Here is a 20,202-nt window from a genome sequence, read left to right on the forward strand (position 1 = left end):
GGCGGGCAGGCGGAGCTACCGGGAGCCGCAGGCCTCCAGCAGCGGTCGGGGGTCGGGGTTCTCGCCCGTCCCCTGGAACACCACGGTGTCGGCACCCACGGCTCCGAGTTGGCCTGCCCAGTCGTCGACCTGCCCCTGCAGCCCGGCGGAGGCGGTGTCCAGCTCGATGTACACGACGGTGCGGAACGCCCCGGTCCGGCCGGCCGCTGCCCGGCCCTCCGCCACGTGCTCCCGAGCGTCGCGGACCTGGCTCGCCGAGCTGATGCAGTCGAGGATGACGCCGTCGGCGACCTCGCCGGCCAGCCGCAGGGTCTTCGGTCCCCTGCCTCCGATCAGCAGCGGCGGCACGATCTGGGGTGGCCAGTCGAGCGCCACCCGCTCCAGGTGGACGAAGCGGCCGTCTACGTCGACGGTCCGGCCGTGCAGCAGGTGGCGGACGGCGCTGCTGTGCTCACGCAGGAGGGTCATCGGCGACGCAGCCCTGGCCCCCACCTGACCCATCCAGTCCAGGACACCGTGCCCGAGCCCGGGCAGGAACCGGCCGGGGAACAGCCGGGCGAGCGTGGCGATCTCCATCGCGGCCACGGCGGGGTTCCGCAGCGGGACGGGCAGCAGGCCCACGCCGACGTGCAGCCGCTCGGTCCAGGCCAGCGCCGCGGTGGCCGCGGTGAGCCCGCCCTCCAGGAAGCAGTCCTCCCAGAGCCAGAGCTCGCTCACGCCGCTGGCCTCGGCGGCGATTGCCACCTCACGGAGACGTTCGGGTGGTGACTGCGGACGGAACGTGACGCCGAGAGTCGGTTCGTTCATGGCGCAAGTCCATCACGCTGAGTCCAGAGAGATTCTGGTCACACACTGGAAACAAACCGTGGGTTGCGCAGGCGGGCCACCGCATCGTCCACTCAACCCTCGACGTCCGGACGCGCCGGGCGGCCGACGAGCGAGAGGACGCGCGCATGTGCGGTATCGCCGGTGAGATCCGGTTCGACGGCGGTGATCCCGATGTGGAGGCCGTCGCCCGGATCACCGCCGAGATGCACCGCCGTGGGCCCGACGGGTCAGGGGTGTACTCGACCGGTGCGATCGCGCTCGGCCACCGCCGGCTGAAGATCATCGACCTCTCCGAGCGCGGGGCCCAGCCGATGGTCGACCCCGAGCTCGGGCTGGCCGCCGTGTTCAACGGGCTCATCTACAACTACCGGGAGCTGCGCAAGGAGCTGGAGGCCGCCGGCTACCGCTTCTTCTCCACGTCCGACACCGAGGTGCTGCTCAAGGCGTTCAAGCACTGGGGCCCGGCGTGCGTCGAACGCTTCCTGGGCATGTTCGCCTTCGCCGTGGCCGACCGCGACACCGGCGTGCTGACGCTGGGCCGCGACCGGCTGGGCATCAAGCCGCTCTACCTCACCGAGGGCTCGGGACGGCTGCGGTTCGCGTCCTCGCTCCCCGCGCTGCTCGAGGGCGGCGGCATCGACACCTCGATCGACCCGGTCGCCCTGCACCACTACATGAGCTTCCACTCGGTGGTGCCGGCCCCGCGCACCATCCTGAGCGGGGTACGCAAGCTCCCCCCGGCCACCGTGCGGACCATCAGGCCGGACGGCACGAGCACCGACCACGTCTACTGGCGCCCTGAGCACACCCGCCGTCCCGAGCACTCCGGGATGACCGCACACGACTGGCGCGACGCGGTGCTGGAGTCGCTCAGGGTCGCGGTGCGCAGGCGCATGGTGGCCGACGTCCCCGTCGGCGTGCTGCTCTCGGGCGGGCTCGACTCCTCGCTGGTCGTCGCGCTGCTCGCCGCCGAGGGCCAGACCGGCCTCAAGACGTTCAGCGTCGGGTTCCACGCGGCGGCGGGCGAGGCAGGCGACGAGTTCGAGTACTCCGACCTCGTCGCCGAGCACTTCGGCACCGACCACCAGCAGATCCTCGTCGACCCCGCGCGGATGCTGCCCGCCGTCGACGAGGCCATCACGGCGATGGCCGAACCGATGGTCAGCCACGACTGCGTCGCGTTCTACCTCCTGTCGCAGGAGGTGTCGAAGTCGGTCACGGTCGTGCAGTCCGGGCAGGGCGCCGACGAGGTGTTCGCCGGGTACAGCTGGTACCCGCCGCTGGCCGGGGTGCCCCGCGACCGCGGTGTCGCGGCCTACGCCGAGCAGTTCACCGACCGGCCCCACTCCGACCTCGCGGGGATCCTCGAACCGGAGTGGCTGCTCGACCACGACCCGAGCCGCGCGTTCATCGCCGAGCACTTCGGCGCCCCGGGCGCCGACGAGACACTCGACGCCGCGCTCCGGCTGGACTCCACGGTGATGCTGGTCGACGACCCGGTGAAGCGCGTGGACAACATGACGATGGCGTGGGGCCTGGAGGCCCGCGTCCCCTTCCTGGACCACGAGCTCGTGGAGCTGGCCGCGGCCTGTCCCCCGGAGCTCAAGCTCGCCCACGGCGGGAAGGGTGTGCTGAAGGAAGCCGCGCGTGGCGTGGTCCCCGACGGGATCATCGACCGGCCGAAGGGGTACTTTCCGGTGCCGGCGATCCGACACCTCGAGGGACCGTTCCTCGACCGGGTACGCGACGCCGTCACCGACCCCGTGGCGAAGGCCCGCGGTCTGGTGCGCCGGGACTGGTTGGACACAATGCTCGCCGATCCGAACACCGCGCGAACCAACCTCGGATCGAATGCGTTGTGGCAGGTGGCATTGCTCGAGATGTGGCTTCAGGAGAGGGGGCTGTAGGGAAATGGACCATGTAGGGGTGTCGGACTTCACCGAGCGGCGACTCGCGCAGTTGGCAGGTGGTGCCGACGCGCACCTCGCCGGCGCCTCCTACGGCCATCTGTTCCCCACGGCCTACCTCAACCCGGTGCCCTCGCCCGACGGGGCGATGATCGCCTGGGTCTCCGACCGCGACGGCAGGCCACGCGCCTGGGTGGCACCGCTGCCCCCCGACGGCGGCCCGATCGTCGAACCCGACGCCCCGCTGCCCACCGACGGCGACGTGCAGGCCCTCACCTGGTCACCAGACGGCACCTGGCTGGCGTGTCAGACCGCCCTGTACGGCGGCGAGCGCACGCGCGTCCAGCTGCTCGCCCCCGACGGCATGCAGACGCGTGAGCTCGCGCCCGGGGCGGCGGCCGTCACGCTCGGGGCGTGGTCGCACGGTGGCCGGCAGCTCGGCATCACGGTCTTCCCGGAAGGCGCGGGCGACGGGCAGGCCTGCCTGATCGACCTGCGCGACGGCACCTCCACCGTGCTCGCCGCCGGCCCGGCCGCCAAGGTCTGCGCCGTGAGCGGCGACGGCAGGCGCGCGGTGGTCCGGCTCGGACGCCGCGGCGAGCGCCGTCTCGAACTGGTCGACCTGCGGTCCGGTCGCCGCACGGAGCTGCTACCCGGCGGCGCCACCGTCGCGGACGCGCGGTTCGGCGTCACCGGCCGTCAGCTCTACGTCCACAGCGACGCGGGCCGTGAGCGGCCCGCACTGCTCGCTGTCACCCTGCGGGGCAGCAGCGGCGTGTCCACCGTCTACGCGATCGCCGAGCGTCCCGACGACGACCTCGACCTCGTGGCGCTCGACCCCGGTGGCGTGCGCGCCGCGCTGGTCTGGAACGTCGACGGGCGCAGCGAGGTCGAACTGCTGGACCTGCGCTCCGGGATGCTCGAGCCCGTGGTGCCCGTGCCCGGCGACGTCGTCACCGGGCTGGCGTTCAGCCGGGACGGCCGAGCCCTGCTCGCCGCCGACGAGGGTTCCACCGTGCCGCCGCACCTGAGCCGGATCGGGCTCGACACGTACGCCGACGCCACGCCGCTCCTGCCTGCGGTGGCGAACGCCGACGACGCGCTCGTGCCGCCCACGCTGCACGAGTTCCGGGCGGAGGACGGGCTGCTGCTGTCCGGGTGGCTGTTCCGGCCGTCAGGTGTGCTCGGACCGCTCCCCACGCTGCTGTGGCTGCACGGGGGCCCTGAGGCCCAGGAGCGGCCCACCTTCCAACCCCTGTTCCAGGCGCTGCTCGCCGAGGGCGTCGCCGTCTTCGCTCCGAACGTCCGCGGGTCGGGTGGCTACGGACGCAGCTTCGCCTCCGCCGACGACCACGACCGGCGCTTCGTCGCCATCACCGACGTGCGGGCCGCCGTCGACTTCCTCGTCTCGGCCGGGCTCGCCGACCCGGGCCGCGTCGGTGTGTCCGGCCGGTCCTACGGCGGCTACCTCGCGCTCGTCTCGCTGGCCTGGTTCCCGGAACTGTTCGCCGTGGGCGTTGACATCTGCGGCATCTCCGACTTCGCCACGTTCTACGCCTGCACCGAGCCGTGGATCGCCGAGGCGGCCACCACCAAGTACGGCCACCCCCACACCGACGCCGCGCTGCTGCGGGAGCTCTCCCCCATCCACCGCGTCGACCGGATCACCGCGCCGCTGCTGGTGGTGCACGGCACCCACGACACGAACGTGCCGCTCGTGGAGGCCCAGCAGGTGGTGGACGCACTGCGCGAGCGCGGGGCGTCTCCTGGCTTCCTGCTGTTCCCGGACGAGGGCCACGAGGTACGCGGCACCGAGAACAAGATGGTGTTCGTCCGTGAGGTGGTGCGGTGGGTCACCGCGCACCTGAACGAGGTGGGGGAGCAGACCGCCTGAGCGGTCCGCTCCCCTCTCCCGGCTACTTGCTGAACGACTCCATGATCGTCCGGCCGTCGTCGTCGGTTCCGATGACGAACCGGTAGGCCTCGCGGGTGGTGGTGCCGCTCTTCTCCGTGAACACCACCGTGGCCTCCACGGTGCTGTCGCCGACCTGCCGGGCGTTCTCCACACCCACCGACCGCAGCGTCGCGTAGAAGCCGTCGAAGCCGCTCCGCCCGTTGGACTGCTGCTGCGCGGTGGGGCTCAGCAGTGCCCACGCCGCGTCGGTGTTGCCCGGGAGCAGGGAGTAGTAGTTCTGGACGAACGCGACCGGGTCGCTGGGCGGCGCCTGGTCGGCAGGCGGTGGCTCCGACCCGGTGGTGGGCTCCGGCGTGCGGCTCGGCGTGCGGCTCGGCTCCGTGCGGGGAGTCGTGGGCTCCACGCTCGGTTCGGCGCTGGCGGTCGGCGGTGCCTCCGTAGCGCTGGCGGCGGGCGGGACGGCAGGGGGCGTGGCCGCGTCGCCGCCGCCGCGCGACGCCAGGATGGCGGCGGTGATGCCGCCGCCCACCAGCAGCACCGCCAGGATGGCGAGCACCACGGGCATGCGCGGCCTGCGGCGGGGACCGGGCTCCGGGTGCTGCATCGGCGCGACCGGAGTGGACGGTGGGCCCGGTGGCGGCGCCGCCGCCGGCGGCACGGCTTCCATCGCGGCGGTGGTGGCGACCCTGGTGGCCGTGAGCGCCGCCGGCATCGCAGCAGGCATCGCCGGACCGCCGGAACGGCCCTCCGCGACCGCGGCGAGCGCGTCGCGGGCCTGCGTGGCCGAGGGACGCTCGGAGGGATCGGTGTTGAGCAGCCACATGATCACGCCGGTGAGCGGGCCGGACTGCTTCGGGGTGCGCACGTCACCCATCGCGACCTTGTGCAGGAGCGCATACGCGTTGTCGTCGAGACCGAACGGCGGGGTGCCTTCCACCGCCGCGTACAGCGTGGCGCCGAGCGCGAACACGTCGGACGCCGCCGTCGGCTCGCCGCCCCTCGCGACCTCCGGCGAGAGGAACGCCGGGGTGCCCGCGATCAGGCCGGTGCGGGTGAGCTGCACGTCGTCGACGGCGCGGGAGACGCCGAAGTCGGTGAGCTTGACGCGCCCGTCCTCGGCGAGGAGCACGTTGCCCGGCTTGACGTCGCGGTGCACCACCCCCGCCACATGGGCCGCGGCCAGCCCGTCGGCGACCTGGCGGCCCACGTCGGCGACCTCCCGCGGCTCCAGCGCACCCTTCTCGCCGAGCACCTGGGCCAGCGACTTCGATGGCAGGTACTCCATCACCAGCCACGGCCGGTCCTCGTGCACCACCACGTCGAACATGCTGATGACATGAGGGTGCTGCAGCCGCGCGCCGATCCGGCCCTCCCGCAGGATCCGCTGGCGCGACTCCTCCAGGGCGTCCTCGCCTCCCGGCCCGGGGGCGACCGCGGCGGCGAGCAGCTCCTTGACGGCGACCGTGCGGTTGAGCAGCTCGTCGGTGCCGCGCCACACAGCGCCCATGGCACCAGCCCCGATCCGCTCGTCCAGGCGATACCTATTGCCGACGCGGATGGGGGTCTCTTCGGACTGCGAGCGCTCGCTCATCGCCCGTCAGGGTAGCGATGACCACTACTGCTGCTGTGCACGCGGTCCCGGTCGCGCTCCGTGACCACGGCACGGTCACGACGGCAGGCCCAGCTTGCGCGCACATGCAGGCCACGACCCGTACCCTCCCCGGTCGTCACGCACCCGGGCGGCGACGGTGATCTGCTGCTCCCGCGTGGCCCGGTGCGCCGCGACGGCGAACTCGCCGCCCCCGTACTCCCGCCAGGTGGCGGCATCGAACTGCAGCCCTCCGGAGTAGCCGTTGCCGGTGTCGATCGCCCAGTTGCCGGACGACTCGCAGTCGGCCAGCCGGTCCCACACCGGGTCGCCGGCCGCCGGGGCAGCCGTGGGCGGTGGAGGGGCGGGCCGGGGAGCCTCGGAGGGCGGAGGAGCGGGGGGTGGCGGGGACGGTGCGGTCGGCGGCATGGCGCGGTCCCGGCACCTCTGCAACGCCTCGGCGAGCGTCCCGCTGCCCGGCTCGGCGCTCGTACCGCTGCGCGCCCGCACCGCCGCGCCGGTGACGTAGCCGTCGCATCCCGGCACACTGGCGCCTGCCTCCACGGCGGCCTCCCCCACAGCACGGGCCCCGAAGACGGCGCCCAGCACGACGGCCGCGGCGAGCGCGGCGAGCACCGGCGGCAGTACGGCACCGGAGGGGAGCGGGCGAGGCACGGGCGGACGCTAGGCAGACGGGTGAGCCGCCCGGGGCCGAACGGCGCAGCCCGCGATCGGGGTACCCGCCGGCACGTGCCGGCCGGTGCCGGGCCCGCGCAGGTCAAGCCGCTCCGAACGCGCTCACCGGCCACGGGACTCGTCCCCGGCACAGTTCACGTCCGTTACCGGTCACCCGGGACGGACTCCTCCGGCTGCCCACGACCGCTGGGCGCACCGATTCCGGCATTCCTCACCAGTCGTACGCCGTGAGGGTGACCAGGGCGACCGAGCCACCCGTAAGAGGGGGTGACGGAGGATCATCTGTTGGGAGTGCTATGACGACGATTGAGAAGGCGGAGAGCAAATGAAGATCTCGGACATTCTCACCGCAAAGGGGCGGACCGTGCATTCCGTGCTGCCGTGGCTCACGGTGGGCGAGGTCGTCGAACGACTGGGACGGCTCGGCGTCGGAGCCGTCCTCGTGTGCGACGAGAACCGCGCGATCCGCGGCATCGTGTCCGAGCGCGACATCGTCCGCGCGCTCGGCCGGGACGGCGCCGCTCTGCTCACCAAACAGGTCAGCGAGGTCATGACCCGCCATGTCAGCACCTGCGCCCCCGACGAGACGGTGGCCAAGGCGATGGCCAGGATGACCGCCGGCCGCTACCGCCACCTGCCCGTCGTGGTCGACGGCGAGCTGGTCGGCATGGTCAGCATCGGTGACCTCGTGAAGAACCGCCTCAGGGAGATGGAGCTGGAGACGGGCGTGCTGCGCGACGCTGTGATCGCCCGCTACTGATCCACCGGGGCTCACGCTTCTCCCGGGCAGCGCTCCCGCCCACCGGATCGGCGTGCGGGAGCGCTGTCACGTGCTCATCAGTCGAACTCGGGGCCCTCGGTGCGGGTCCGCTTGAGCTCGAAGAAGTGCGGGTAGTTGGCCAGCAGCCGGGCACCGTCGAAGATGCGGCCTGCTTCCTCGCCGCGCGGGATCCTGGAGATCACGGGACCGAAGAAGGCCACGCCGTCGATGTGGATCGTCGGGGTGCCCACGTCCAGGCCCACCGGCTCCATGCCGCGGTTGTGGCTGGCGCGCAGCTCCTCGTCGAACTCGGTGCTGGTGGCCGCGTCGGCCAGCGACGCAGGCAGCTCCAGCTCGGCCAGCGCCTCCTTGATGACGACCTCGAAGTCCTTGTTGCCCTGGTTGTGGATGCGGGTGCCGAGTGCGGTGTAGAGCGGCTCGAGGATCTCCGGGCCGTGGTCACGGGCCGCGGCGATCGCCACGCGCACCGGCGCCCACGCGCGGTCCATCGTCTCGCGGTAGTTCTCCGGGAGATCGCGGCCCTCGTTGAGCACGGACAGGCTCATCACGTGCCAGTCGATCCGGACGTCGCGGACCTCGCGAACCTCCAGCATCCAGCGGGACGTGATCCAGGCCCAGGGGCAGAGCGGGTCGAACCAGAAGTCGACGTGGGCAGTCTCGGAGCTCGTCACGGATTTCTCCCATCGAACACGCGCAGTGGTTAGCCATCCACAGCAACCCGGGCATCCATGACGGGATTCCCGTTCCACCGATCTCGGCCGCATCGGGCGCGGAGTCGTGGTTGGATCGACAGCCACTGTGCCGTGTTGTGCCGACCCGAGGTAGGAGTACCGAGACCGCATGCCCCCGCCCAACCTGACCCGTGCCGACGCCGAGCGGCGGGCCGCGCTGCTGGAGGTCGCCGACTACACGGTCGAGCTCGACCTGACCGACGGCGGCGGGCTCGCCGGTCGACAAGCGATGGCCGGCGAGGCGACGTTCACCACCACCACGACCGTCCGCTTCCGGTCCAGCGAGCCCGGTGCCGACAGCTGGATCGACTTCGTGGGGGCCGAGGTCGCCTCGGCCACCCTGAACGGCGAGTCGCTCGACGTCTCCGGCTACCGCGAGGACGACGGCATCGCCCTGCCCTCGCTCGCCGCCGAGAACGAGCTGCGGGTGGAGGCCACGGGCCGGTACATGAACACGGGCGAGGGCCTGCACCGCTTCGTCGACCCCGTCGACGGCGCGGTCTACCTCTACTCGCAGTTCGAGACGGCCGACGCCAAGCGGCTCTTCGCCTGTTTCGACCAGCCCGACCTCAAGGCCCGCTACACGCTGACGGTCACCGCGCCCGCGGACTGGAAGGTCATCTCCAACGCCGTCATCGAGGACACCGGCGAGGGAGAGGGCGGTGCCGCGGTGCACCGCTTCGCCACCAGCGAGATCATGAGCACCTACCTGGTGGCCCTGATCGCCGGCCCCTACGCCGACTGGCACGCCACCTACTCCGACGCGCACGGCGAGATCCCGCTCGGCATCTACTGCCGCGCCTCGCTCGCCCCGCACATGGACGCCGACCGGTTGTTCACCGAGACCAGGCAGGGCTTCGACTTCTACCACCGCAACTTCGGCGTGCGGTACCCGTTCGGCAAGTACGACCAGCTGTTCGTGCCGGAGTTCAACGCCGGCGCCATGGAGAACGCCGGCGCGGTGACGTTCCTGGAGGACTACGTCTTCCGCTCCCGCGTCACACGCTTCCTCTACGAGCGCCGCGCCGAGACCGTGCTCCACGAGATGGCGCACATGTGGTTCGGCGACCTCGTCACCATGCGCTGGTGGGACGACCTGTGGCTGAACGAGTCGTTCGCCACCTGGGCGTCCGTGCTCTGCCAGGCGGAGGCCACCGAGTACACCGAGGCCTGGACCACGTTCGCCAACGTCGAGAAGTCGTGGGCGTACCGGCAGGACCAGCTGCCCTCCACCCACCCGGTGGCGGCCGACATCCCCGACCTGCAGGCCGTCGAGGTGAACTTCGACGGGATCACCTACGCCAAGGGCGCCTCGGTGCTCAAGCAGCTCGTCGCCTACGTCGGGCTCGAACCGTTCCTCGCCGGGCTGCGCAGCTACTTCGAGGCGCACGCCTGGGGCAACGCCACGTTCGACGACCTGCTGGGAGCGCTCGAGAAGTCGTCGGGCCGCGACCTCTCCGGCTGGGGCGCCCAGTGGCTGCGCACCACCGGGCTGAACCTGCTGCGGCCGTCGTTCGAGGTCGACGCGGAGGGCCGGTTCACCCGCTTCGAGGTGGTGCAGGGCGGTGCCCGGCCGGGAGCAGGTGAGGTGCGCACCCACCGGATCGCGGTCGGCGTCTACGACGACACCGACGAGGAGGCCGGGAGCAAGCTCGTCCGCACCCACCGGGTGGAGGTCGACGTCACCGGTGAGCGCACCGAGGTGCCGGAGCTGGTCGGCGTGCCGCGGGGCAAGCTCGTGCTGGTCAACGACGACGACCTCACCTACTGCGCGCTGCGCCTCGATCCCGACTCGCTCGCCACGCTCGTCGATCGCATCGGCGACATCGCCGAACCGCTGCCACGCACCCTGTGCTGGTCGGCGGCCTGGGAGATGACCAGGGAGGCCGAGCTCAAGGCACGCGACTTCGTCGCGCTCGTCGCGGGCGGCTTCGGGGCCGAGTCCGAGATCGGGGTCGTGCAGCGGTTGCTGTTGCAGGCCCAGACCGCACTGGCCTCCTACGCCGAGGCCCGGTGGGCGGGCGACCGCGGCTGGCCGCTGCTCGTCGACGCACTGCGGTTCCGGCTCGACACCGCCCCGGCGGGCTCCGACGCCCAGCTCACCACGGTCAACGCGCTCGCCGCGAGCGTGCTGCCGAGCAGCGTGGTCGACCGGATGGCGGGCTGGCTGCGCCAACCGGAGAACAACCCCGACGTTCCCGACGGGCTCACGCTGGACACCGACCTGCGCTGGCGGCTGCTGCACGCACTGGTCGCCCACGGAGCCGCCGGCGAGGCCGAGATCGACGAGGAGCTGCGGCGCGACCCCACCTCCACCGGCCAGCGGCAGGCCGAGCGGGCCCGCGCGCTGGTGCCAACGGCCGAGGCGAAGGAACGGGCCTGGGCCCGTGCCGTGCACGACGACGACATCCCCAACGCCGTGCAGGAAGCCATCATCAGCGGCTTCAGTCACCCTGCGCAGCGCGGCATGCTCGGCGCCTACGTCCAGCGCTACTTCGACGACGTGGCCGAGGTGTGGTCACGGCGCACCAGCGAGCGGGCTCAGTCGGTGGTACTCGGACTGTTCCCGTCCTGGGCCGTCGAGCAGTCCACGGTGGCGGTCGCGGACGCCTGGCTGGCCGACGAGTCACACCCGCCCGCACTGCGGCGGCTCGTGTCCGAGGGCCGCGCCGGGATCGTCCGGGCGCTGGGTGCACGGGAGTTCGACCGGAGCTGAGGCGCCGCCGCGACACGTCACGGCGACACGTCACGGCGACGTGGCAGCCGGTGCAGGTCCGCCCCCGCGGATCACGCCGGTTGCCACGTCGCCGGGTTGCGGCGCTACACGCGCCGCTCGACCGGGCGGGCGGTGAGCACGGCTCGTCGTGCCGTGCCCGAGAGTTCCGCCACGAGCCTCTCCAGTGGGCCCTGCCCCACGAACCGCCGCCACAGCAGCGCGAACACGCCCGCGCCGACGATCAGCAGGAGGTACAGCAGCCCGGGCTCGTCGTCCAGCACGCCGGTGGCGAGCACCAGCACGTGCGCGGTGTAGATCGTGAGAGCCATCGTCCCCACCACCGTGATCGGCCGCAGCAGACGCGCGACCAGCGGAACGCGCACCAGGAGCAGTGAGCCTCCGATCACCGCCATCGCGGAACCGACCGTGTCGATCATGTCGATCCAGCTGGTGGAGTGTGACGCGGGCAGTGCGAGCCACCACCACGAGCTGATCGGGTCGAGATCGTCCCCGTCCCACAGGAGGAAGGACGACGCCGGGCCGTCGTCGAAGTCCCCGGCCGCGGCCAGCGTGTGGATACCGCCCAGCCCGTACAGCAGGGGCAACGCGATGGCCCACGCCAGGACCACGAGCGCGATCCCGCCCACCAGCAGGCGGCGGGCCACCAGCGGCGACGACAGGTCACAACGCCCGATGGCGAGCCCCACGCAGAGGTAGGCGAGGTAGGCCAGCACCGGGTAGTAGCCGGTCAGGAACAGCACCTGGAACAGGCCGACCGGGTCCGTGAACAGGGTGGTGAACGTGGGGTTGTCGTCGGGCCTGGGGAGGCCGGCGAAGATCATCGCCATGTACAGCAGTGGCGCGATGACCACGAGCGCGATCGCGATGCGGACCAGCACCCGTGGCCGCAACCGGAGCAGCGGAATCGCGAGCAGGAACAGCACGGCGTAGTAGGGAAGGATGATGTCGACGTCGTCGCTGAAGCCGATCGCGAGACCGATCACCCCGATCACGACGGCGCGCACCACGATGCCCGTGCGTATGGCGGTCAGGTCTCGCCCCTCCAACGGCTGCTGCCGTCCGGAGATGAGCGCCAGGCTCACCCCCGCGATCATCGCGAACGACGCGGCGGAGCGGCCCGCCGCCACGATGGTGGCCGCAGTCGGCGCCCCGTTGTCGCCGACGGCGTCGAACACGTGCGTGGCGATCATTCCGAGCAGGGCCAACCCCCTGGCCAGGTCGACACCCTCGATACGGGGCCTGCCCGCCGGCGCACGGCCCTCTGTCACTGTTGTGCCCTCGGTCATCTGCCCACCACTTCCACGGTTCATCCGGTCCCGGCCGATTCGGGCGTTCACGTTTCCGGAATGACGGTTGCGCGGATTGCGGGAAGTAGCCGGTGTGAAGCATGTCGACGGAGCCAGGAAACGAATACCACGAGAACTGTTTTCCCCTCTGACAGTGCGGAGTGTTCGCCCGGGTGCCGGGGCGGTCCGGATGCGCCGAGGTGCCGATCCTTCGGGCAACGCTCGGCGTCGTCGATCGACGGAGAACGAACGAAGGCGCGGCTGCGCGCCTCCTCACCACACGTTGCCGGGGCGCGATCTGCTCGGCACTGTGGCGAGGACCACCGCGTCAGGCGACGCCCAGTTCGTGGTGGCCCTCTCGAACCTCCGACGCGGGGTTCCCACTCCACCGTGCGCGGGGCGGCACTTCCTCGCCCTTCATGAGGAACGAGTGCGCTTCGATCACGGCGCCGTCGCCCACGGTGGTGCCGTAGTGGATGAACGCGTTGACCCCGAGCGTGCAGCCGTTGCCGATGGTGGAGCGGTCGGACTTGAACGCGCCGTCCTCCTGCGAGTGGCACTGGACGTTGCTGGACAGGTTGAGGGTGCAGTCGTCGCCGATGGTGACGAGCGTGCGCTCGGTCATCGTGAGCCCGTCGTCGAAGAGACGGCGGCCGACCTTCACGCCCAGCATGCGCCAGACCATGCCCTTGAACGGAGTGCCGTTGAAGAGCTGGATGTAGGTCTGAGCCGGCACCTTCCAGTACCGCTCGTGCCGCCAGAACGCGCTGTCGTAGATCGAGCAGATCCGCGGCTCCAAGCTGCGGAAACGCATGACGAGACGTTCGACGAGCACCCAGTAGCAGACGGTGAAGAGGATGGTGACAACACTGGACAGCGCCAGCGCCAGTTGGCTCGCCCACCCGAAGTAGAGCTCCGCGGAGGCGGCGTCGAGCAGCAGGACCCCGAACAGGAACATCCACCGGACCATCAGGTAGAGCGCCATGGTGACGATGTTGTGCCGGTTCTTGGTGGCCAGGCTGCGGCGCCGCTCCACCCTGCTCAGGCGACTCGCCTTCACGTCCCGCTCGACCGATCGCGGGATCGGGAAGCTGGGTGCACCCAGCAGACCCACGCCTTCCCGGACCTTGCCATCGGACGGAACCATCACCTTCGTGGCGAGCAGGCAGTTGTCGCCGACCGCGCTCTGCGCGGAGTATGCGATGTTGTTGCCGAGGAAGCTGTTCGCTCCCAGTGCTACCCGCGAGAGCCGGAAGGACGTGCTGGAGAAGTCCGCGTTGATGAAGGACACGCCGTCCGCGACCATCGTCCCGCTGCCCACGGCGGACAGGAACGGGTTCTCGTGGCGCACCTCCATGCCGAAGTTCGACCCCGTCTGCACGACCTTGCCGAGGTCGTAGCCGATCCAGCGCAGGTAGTTCACGATGTAGGAGCTGTCACCGAACAGCCAGGTGAAGAACCGGACGTTGGTCATCCGCGCGATCGACTTGTGCAGCCCGTAGTGGAATCCGTACAGGGGATAGACCTTGCCAGGCGTCATCGCGAGGTTGAGCAGGCGCGGAATGGTGCCCACGACGAGCAGGCCGACCACCACGAAGCCGCCGAACAGCACCGCCGAGGCGATCAGGATGTCGCGGTAGAACGTCCACGTCGCGAGCGCCAACGGTCCGGGGTTCAGCACTGTGTTGAGCTGCGGAACCTCACCCAGCAGCAGGACGAGGGCACTGACCAGCAGCGGCATGGCCACCACCAGCACCGACAGAACCTGTAAGAACCCGAAACAGGCGCTCCGCAGCCTGCCGCCCGGCGCCCGCTCGACCACGCGGTAGGTGGCGCCGCTCGGCTCCGCGGGCGACCCGTCCCAGCTCTCGCCAGCCGGCACGGCCTGCCCGCTGTGCAGCGAGGAGGCATGGCCCAACTGCGCCCCGTCGCCCATCGACACACCGATGTCGACCAGCGACATCTCCCCGATGAACACGTTCTTGCCCAGGGTCACCGGCCCTGTCTGGATCACGCCGTCATGGGCCCGGTAGCCGGAGAAGAACGAGTCCTTGCGGATCACCGTGCCTTCCCCGATGGTGAGCAGGTCGGTGCACACCGGCAACGTGCGGGAGAAGATCGCGACGTTCGGCCCGATCTTGGCGCCGAGCGCCCGCAGGTAGAGGTTGAGGATCGGCGAGGCCGTGCTCGTGCGTGAGCGGGCACCGATCAACAGGAGCAGCGGGTTCGCGCGGATCATCGTCTTGACGATCCAGAACCTGAGGTACCTCATGCTCCAGATCGGGATCTCCTGAGCCTTCCACCGCCCGACGAGCACCCACTTCAGCACGATCGGCAGCAGGCTCAGAACGGCGAAGGTCCCGGCACCGAACTCCAGCGCCCGCAGGTAGACCGCCACCAGGCCGGAGCCGGATGAGACCCAGTTGTAGCCCGCGTCGATGATCAGTCCGGCGAGGTAGGAGTATCCGAGGAACACCAACGCCTGCAGCGCACCGCAGAAGAGGTACTGCAGCGTGCCCGCCCGCTTCGTCGTGCCGGCCGGGCCGGCCGCGCTTTCGGCGCCGGCAGCGGGATCCGCGCTGCCCGTGGGATCCGTGCCGGCCGCGGGTCCAGTGCCGGCCGGCGCCACGCGCCGGATCCACACGGTCGGCTGTTCCACGAAGGCCACGGGCGCGGCGGGAGCCGTGGACACAGCGGGAGCCACGGGCGCGGCTTCGGCGAACGCCGCTGCGAGGCTGCTGATCGTCGGGTACCGGTAGACGTCCTTCATCGACACGGTCGGGAGATCGGGCCGCTTCCGGAGCCGGGCGCAGAACCGGGCCATCACCAGCGAGTCGACGCCCAGATCGTCGAAGAAGTGGCTGTCGGGCGACACCCGCTCCACTCCCACCACCTCGGCCAGGACCGTCGCAAGGGCTGTAGCAGCCGTCGGGGGCGCTGCAGCCCGCCGCCTGGGTGTCGGCGCAGGCCGGGGAACCGTGGGCGAGACGGCCGACCGATCGGGCGCCGGAGCCGGCCTGGGCATCGGCATCGGCCTGGGCGCCTGCGTCGGCCGAGGCGTCGGAGCCGGGCCCGGGGGCACCGCGAAGACGGCGGCCAGGCCTCGAATCGTGGGGTGGCGGTAGACGTCCTTCATCGACACGGTCGGGAGATCGGGCCGTTTCCGGAGCCGGGCGCAGAACTGAGCCATCACCAGTGAATCGGCGCCAAGGTCGTCGAAGACGTTGCTCTCCGGTTCCACCCGCTCGACCTTCATGACGTCGGCGAGCACGTCGGCGAGCAGCTTCTCCGTGCTCGGCAGCGGGCCGGGACGGCCGGCTCGAGTGGCAGTGCGATCAATGACGTCGGTCACGAACGTGAGCTCCTTCAGTCAAAGTGGTCATGCCGGCGGCATGCGGGAACGCCTGCGAACCACGAGCACTCGGGACCCGCGAGAAAAGCTCCCGCAGTGATTTCCTGAATGCCCACGGGTATCGCATCATTAATTCCCCTGCAGGCACTGCCGCTGCACCCGAACTCCAGCGAAACCGGCCAACGATCACGTTCCCGAAAACAATGGGACACGATTACGGTGTCCGCTGCACGGTCTCCGGCGCGGCGTCGCGCGAGACTCCTCCAGCCCAGTCGGACTGCCTTATTCTGGGAACCACGGCGCCGGCACCGCGTCGGCTCACCATTGTGATCGACGCCACCGCAGGGCGGGGCGGGCAAGATGAGTCCGGCAGACGCCCCGATTGGTCGGCAATGACGGAAGCGCGCGCGGTCCCGGCGGTCGGATCGGCCGAGCGGCAGAAAAGGGCCGGTGCGGCTTCACCGAGTGGCGAGAAGACACGAGACGGTCGAGAGCGCCGACTACAGAGGCTCTCGCCGGGAGACCACGGAATGGGCCACCAGCACGTGCTACGCCTGACGTGTCCTGCCCGGCGGACGCCGACCGGCGTTCCCAGCGGGGCGGAGACGGGGGCGGGTCAGGAGAGACCCACTGACGGGCGGGATCGACGATGGTGCGGTGCTACCGGTGTGGCCGTCGATCAGGCCACGATCGCCGCAGCCGGGGTGACTCGACGGTGAGCCACATCCGTCTGCATGTGCAGCGACTCGTCATCGGTGGGCCGCACCGGGTGCATCACGATCAGGCCGTCAGGCACCGACGACGGACTCCTCGGCGAGCACGTCCTCGCCGTACAGGTCGTGCACCCAGTTGGTCTGGTAAACGGTGTCGAGGTAACGCTCTCCCAGGTCAGGGGAGATGGTCACCGCGGTGATGTCGGGCGAGCCGTGCTGCTCGAGCCAGCGGTTCGCGCCACTGACCGCCGTGCCGGTGGAGCCTCCGAACAGGAAGCCGCGCCTGGCCAGTCGGTGGCAGGCCCGGATGGTGTCCGCCTCCTCGACGAGCACCACCTCGTCGATGTAGGACTCGTCGAGCAGCGGCGGTCGAACGCTGGTACCCAGGCCGGGGATCATGCGGCGGCCAGGAGCACCACCGAAGGTCACCGAGCCCACGCTGTCCACCGCGACGATCCGTACCGGGCGGTGCCACTGCTTGAAGAAGCGGGCGCACCCCATGAGGGTCCCGGTCGTGCCGGCTCCGACGAACAGCACGTCCAGCAGCGGGAACTGGCGAGCGATCGCCGGCGCCGTCGTGCGGTAGTGCGCCTGCCAGTTGCCCGGGTTGGAGTACTGGTTGAGCCACACGTATCGGGCGTCAGAGGCACACATCGCGCGGACGTAGTCGATTCGCGCACCGAGGAATCCGCCCACGGGGTCCGGCTCGGAGATGACGTGCACCCGACTGCCGAGCGCATCCATCAGTCGCCTGCTGGAGAGGTTGCACCGGGAGTCGGTCACGCACACGAACTGGTATCCCTTGCTGGCCGCGATCATGCTGATCGCGACGCCCAGGTTGCCGGACGACGACTCGATCAGGATCGACCCCGGGGTCAGGATCCCGTCCCGTTCGGCGGCCTCGATCATCTCACTCGCGGCCTTGAGCTTGATGGAACCGGCGAAGTTGATTCCCTCGCACTTCAGGTACAGCGACTGCCCGAAGATCGAGCGCAGGTCGACGTAGAGATCGTCCTCGTTGAAGTGCTGGGGAACGGAGATCACAGGCACGATAGCCTCCTCATCTGCAGCAGAGCATCCGGCCGCTCACCCGTACCGACGCGGCTCATGAAAGAAATACCGATGACATTCAGCTCTCCGGAGCGGGTCACCTCGTCGTAGACGTACATGACTACTGCGAGGTCGAGCACCCGACACCCGAGGGCGAGAATGCAACGAGCCGGTCTGCCGGTTCCGTAACCTTGAGACAATGCTCGACATCGTCCACGATATTGGTCGACCTGAGCACGATCTCCAGCGCGACATTGCGCAGTTACACGTTCAGCCCCAGCGGGTTGCGTTCTGATCGGAACACGTCTTCCAGGTTCGGACGGCTCACCACTGTGGCGCAGACCACCAGCGACGGGAGCGGATCAAGTCCTTGGCATTGGCGCGCCTGGCCGAGCCGGATTGATCGAGATTTCCGCCGAATCCGGTCGCGCTGAGCGAATTCGTGCAAACGATCATCCGCTACCGGGCAGGAAAGTGGATATAGCGGGCGATCGGGCCGACCGCGAAGAATCACCTCGGATCGGCCATCAGTTGCCCGCCGTGGTCGACTCTTCCTCGTCGGGCTCCGCCGAGGTCGCATCCGGCTCGTCCGACGGCGTTGCCGAGCGCGACGGCGTCCTCGACGGCGTCCTCGACGGCGTCCTCGACGGCGACCTCGACTGCGTCCTCGACGGCGACCTCGATGGCGACTCGGACACCGCGGAGGTCGTGTCCGGATCATCGTCCTCCGAGGTCTGCGGGCCGATCCCCGCTCTCGGGGTCGCCGGTCTCCTCGGTTGCGCCCGAGGCGCCTCTCCGGTCGGCCGTTCCGGCCGGGCGCTCGGTCGTGGGGTCCGCGCAGGCCGCGTCGGAACCTGGGCCGCGCGCGGTGTGGGGCGCACGGAGGGCTCCCGGGCCCGTGGCCCGGCGGCGACGTCCGGCGGGGCAGGCGGAATCTCGGGTCCGGCGGCCGGCGGCGCCATGGCCGGCACCGTGGCCGTGCTCGGCTCGGTCGACGGCCATGTCGGGATCGGGACCGACTGCGTCGGCACACGCGGAGTCGCCCCGGTCGACAGCGCTACTGCGGCCGTGACCGAGAGCAGCAGGGCCACGCAGACCACACCGGCCAGCGCCATCGGGGCCGCTGCCCGCAGCGCCGTTCTCGCGGTGCGCGCGGCGGTCGGCACATCCTCACCTGCCATGACGACGGCCGAGCAAGGTCACGATTTCTTGCAGCAAGCGATCTCCTGTTGTCGGGCCTCTCCACCGGAGAAGCGCCGGGAGGAGTCGCCGGTGGGACGAGCAGCGTTTCGCGATGGCCGCGCATTCACTCGCTCGGCCGTCCGAGAACGGGACTCCCACCCCAATGCGAGGGAGTATGACCTGGCGGCGAAGATCGTCGTGACGATCTTCGTCCCATTGGTGGGAATTCACCGAATTGTCCGCCGGTGGCGTCCGCACTGGCTACAGTCCGTTCCACACGACAGCGACACATCACCCCATTGGAGCCGGTCAGCCGGGGATCTGCTCCCGTGGCCGGACCGACCGGGTACCGCCCGTCATCTCTTCGGCGGAGTTGAGCACGTCCTCGCCGTAGAGGTCGTGCACCCAGTTGGACTGGTAGATCGTGTCGAGGTAGCGCTCACCGAGGTCGGGGGCGATGGCCACCGAGGTGAGGTCGCCCGCGTCGTGCTGGGCCAGCCAGCTCATCGCGCCGCTGACCGCGGTGCCGGTGGAGCCGCCGAACAGGAACCCGCTGCGGGCCAGCCGGTGGCAGGCCCGGATGGTGTCCGCCTCCTCGACCTGGATGACCTCGTCGATGTAGGACTCGTCGAGCAGCGGAGGAGGAACGCTGGTGCCCAGGCCGGGGATCATGCGACGGCCTGGTGAACCACCGAAGGTCACCGACCCGACGCTGTCCACCGCCACGATCCGGACCGGGCGGTGCCACTCCCGGAAGAAGCGCGCGCAGCCCATCAGGGTGCCGGTGGTGCCCGCGCCCACGAACAGCACGTCCAGGCGAGGGAACTGGCGGGCGATGGCAGGCGCGGTCCTGCGGTAGTGCGCTTTCCAGTTGTCCTGGTTGGTGTACTGGTTCAGCCACACGTACCGGGGGTCAGAGGCACACAGCGAGCGGACGAACGTGAGCCGCGCACCGAGGAAGCCGCTGTGGACGTCCGGCTCGGTGATGACGTGCACCTGACTGCCCAGTGCCTCCATCAACCACCTGGTCGACAGGTTGCAGCGGGAGTCGGTCACGCACAGGAACCGATAGCCCTTGCTCGCGGCGATCATGCTCAGCGCCACGCCGAGGTTCCCGGAGGACGACTCGACCAGTATCGATCCCGGCCTGAGGAGCCCGTCGCGTTCAGCGGCCTCCACCATCTCGGCCGCGGCTTTCAGCTTGATCGAGCCTGCGAAGTTGAAACCTTCACACTTGAGGAAGAGTGAACGCCCATAGATTCGTCGGAGGTCGACGTAGAGCTCATCCTCGTTGAAGGCCTGCGGAACGGATATAACTGGCACGATGGCCTCCTCAATTTCAGCAGAGCACTCGGCCGTTCACCCGTACCGGCGCAGCTCGTGGAAGAAGTCGTCGACGACGTGCAACTCGCCGGAGCGGGTCACCTCGTCGTAGA

Annotated in this window: 12 protein-coding genes; 4 read left to right on the plus strand and 8 right to left on the minus strand. The window is 70.3% G+C overall.

Annotated features, from left to right (window positions below; translation table 11 throughout):
• Positions 1 to 15: 15 nt before the first annotated feature.
• Entirely contained in the window at positions 16 to 807 is a 792-nt protein-coding gene (locus tag AC5L35_RS25115; RefSeq protein ID WP_495062142.1) for an LLM class flavin-dependent oxidoreductase, read from the minus strand.
• 146 nt (positions 808 to 953) lie between these two features.
• On the opposite strand from AC5L35_RS25115, the gene AC5L35_RS25120 reads away from it, so the two are divergent.
• Together AC5L35_RS25120 and AC5L35_RS25125 are read left to right on the plus strand one after the other, a co-directional pair.
• Positions 954 to 2,735 (plus strand): N-acetylglutaminylglutamine amidotransferase, encoded by a 1,782-nt coding sequence (locus tag AC5L35_RS25120; RefSeq protein WP_495062143.1) that lies wholly within the window; start codon positions 954 to 956, stop codon positions 2,733 to 2,735.
• Positions 2,736 to 2,754: 19 nt separating this feature from the next.
• On the plus strand, positions 2,755 to 4,629 hold the full coding sequence (locus AC5L35_RS25125; RefSeq protein WP_495062144.1) for a S9 family peptidase: 1,875 nt from the start codon (positions 2,755 to 2,757) through the stop codon (positions 4,627 to 4,629).
• Between the two features lie 22 nt (positions 4,630 to 4,651).
• On the opposite strand, the gene AC5L35_RS25130 is transcribed toward AC5L35_RS25125, so the two are convergent.
• The gene (locus tag AC5L35_RS25130; RefSeq protein WP_495062145.1) at positions 4,652 to 6,241 is read right to left on the minus strand and encodes a serine/threonine-protein kinase; all 1,590 of its coding nucleotides are present in this window, start codon (positions 6,239 to 6,241) and stop codon (positions 4,652 to 4,654) included.
• 75 nt (positions 6,242 to 6,316) lie between these two features.
• Positions 6,317 to 6,913, minus strand: a complete 597-nt coding sequence (locus AC5L35_RS25135; protein ID WP_495062146.1) for a transglycosylase family protein — start codon at positions 6,911 to 6,913, stop codon at positions 6,317 to 6,319.
• Between the two features lie 346 nt (positions 6,914 to 7,259).
• On the opposite strand from AC5L35_RS25135, the gene AC5L35_RS25140 reads away from it, so the two are divergent.
• The gene (locus AC5L35_RS25140) at positions 7,260 to 7,694 is read left to right on the plus strand and encodes a CBS domain-containing protein (protein WP_495062147.1); all 435 of its coding nucleotides are present in this window, start codon (positions 7,260 to 7,262) and stop codon (positions 7,692 to 7,694) included.
• A 77-nt stretch (positions 7,695 to 7,771) separates the two neighbouring features.
• Here AC5L35_RS25140 and AC5L35_RS25145 read toward each other — a convergent pair whose 3' ends face one another.
• Entirely contained in the window at positions 7,772 to 8,386 is a 615-nt protein-coding gene (locus AC5L35_RS25145) for a mycothiol-dependent nitroreductase Rv2466c family protein (protein ID WP_495062148.1), read from the minus strand.
• A gap of 169 nt (positions 8,387 to 8,555) precedes the next feature.
• On the opposite strand from AC5L35_RS25145, the gene pepN reads away from it, so the two are divergent.
• A complete protein-coding gene (gene pepN, locus AC5L35_RS25150; protein ID WP_495062149.1) occupies positions 8,556 to 11,162 on the plus strand; it encodes an aminopeptidase N in 2,607 nt (868 codons plus the stop codon).
• A gap of 104 nt (positions 11,163 to 11,266) precedes the next feature.
• Here the strand turns inward: pepN and AC5L35_RS25155 are convergent, their stop codons facing one another.
• The 4 genes from AC5L35_RS25155 to sbnA (AC5L35_RS25170) form a co-directional block, all read right to left on the minus strand.
• Positions 11,267 to 12,469, minus strand: coding sequence for a heparan-alpha-glucosaminide N-acetyltransferase domain-containing protein (locus AC5L35_RS25155; RefSeq protein WP_495062150.1), 1,203 nt, complete (start codon positions 12,467 to 12,469; stop codon positions 11,267 to 11,269).
• Positions 12,470 to 12,797: 328 nt separating this feature from the next.
• Positions 12,798 to 15,821 carry a Pls/PosA family non-ribosomal peptide synthetase gene (locus AC5L35_RS25160; protein ID WP_495062151.1) on the minus strand — a complete coding sequence of 1,008 codons (3,024 nt, stop codon included), beginning with the start codon at positions 15,819 to 15,821 and terminating at the stop codon, positions 12,798 to 12,800.
• A gap of 788 nt (positions 15,822 to 16,609) precedes the next feature.
• The gene (sbnA, locus tag AC5L35_RS25165; RefSeq protein WP_495062152.1) at positions 16,610 to 17,584 is read right to left on the minus strand and encodes a 2,3-diaminopropionate biosynthesis protein SbnA; all 975 of its coding nucleotides are present in this window, start codon (positions 17,582 to 17,584) and stop codon (positions 16,610 to 16,612) included.
• A 1,491-nt stretch (positions 17,585 to 19,075) separates the two neighbouring features.
• Positions 19,076 to 20,089 carry a 2,3-diaminopropionate biosynthesis protein SbnA gene (gene sbnA, locus AC5L35_RS25170; RefSeq protein WP_495062153.1) on the minus strand — a complete coding sequence of 338 codons (1,014 nt, stop codon included), beginning with the start codon at positions 20,087 to 20,089 and terminating at the stop codon, positions 19,076 to 19,078.
• Positions 20,090 to 20,202: the final 113 nt, after the last annotated feature.

The sequence above is a fragment of the Pseudonocardia sp. OZ21 genome (genome assembly GCF_059359135.1).

Coding starts and splice junctions, on each gene's coding strand:
- AC5L35_RS25140 (WP_495062147.1), top strand. CDS start 7,260: ATGAAGATCTCGGACATTCTCACCGCAAAGGGGCGGACCGTGCATTCC.
- AC5L35_RS25115 (WP_495062142.1), bottom strand. CDS start 807: ATGAACGAACCGACTCTCGGCGTCACGTTCCGTCCGCAGTCACCACCC.
- pepN (WP_495062149.1), top strand. CDS start 8,556: ATGCCCCCGCCCAACCTGACCCGTGCCGACGCCGAGCGGCGGGCCGCG.
- AC5L35_RS25155 (WP_495062150.1), bottom strand. CDS start 12,469: ATGACCGAGGGCACAACAGTGACAGAGGGCCGTGCGCCGGCGGGCAGG.
- AC5L35_RS25120 (WP_495062143.1), top strand. CDS start 954: ATGTGCGGTATCGCCGGTGAGATCCGGTTCGACGGCGGTGATCCCGAT.
- AC5L35_RS25130 (WP_495062145.1), bottom strand. CDS start 6,241: ATGAGCGAGCGCTCGCAGTCCGAAGAGACCCCCATCCGCGTCGGCAAT.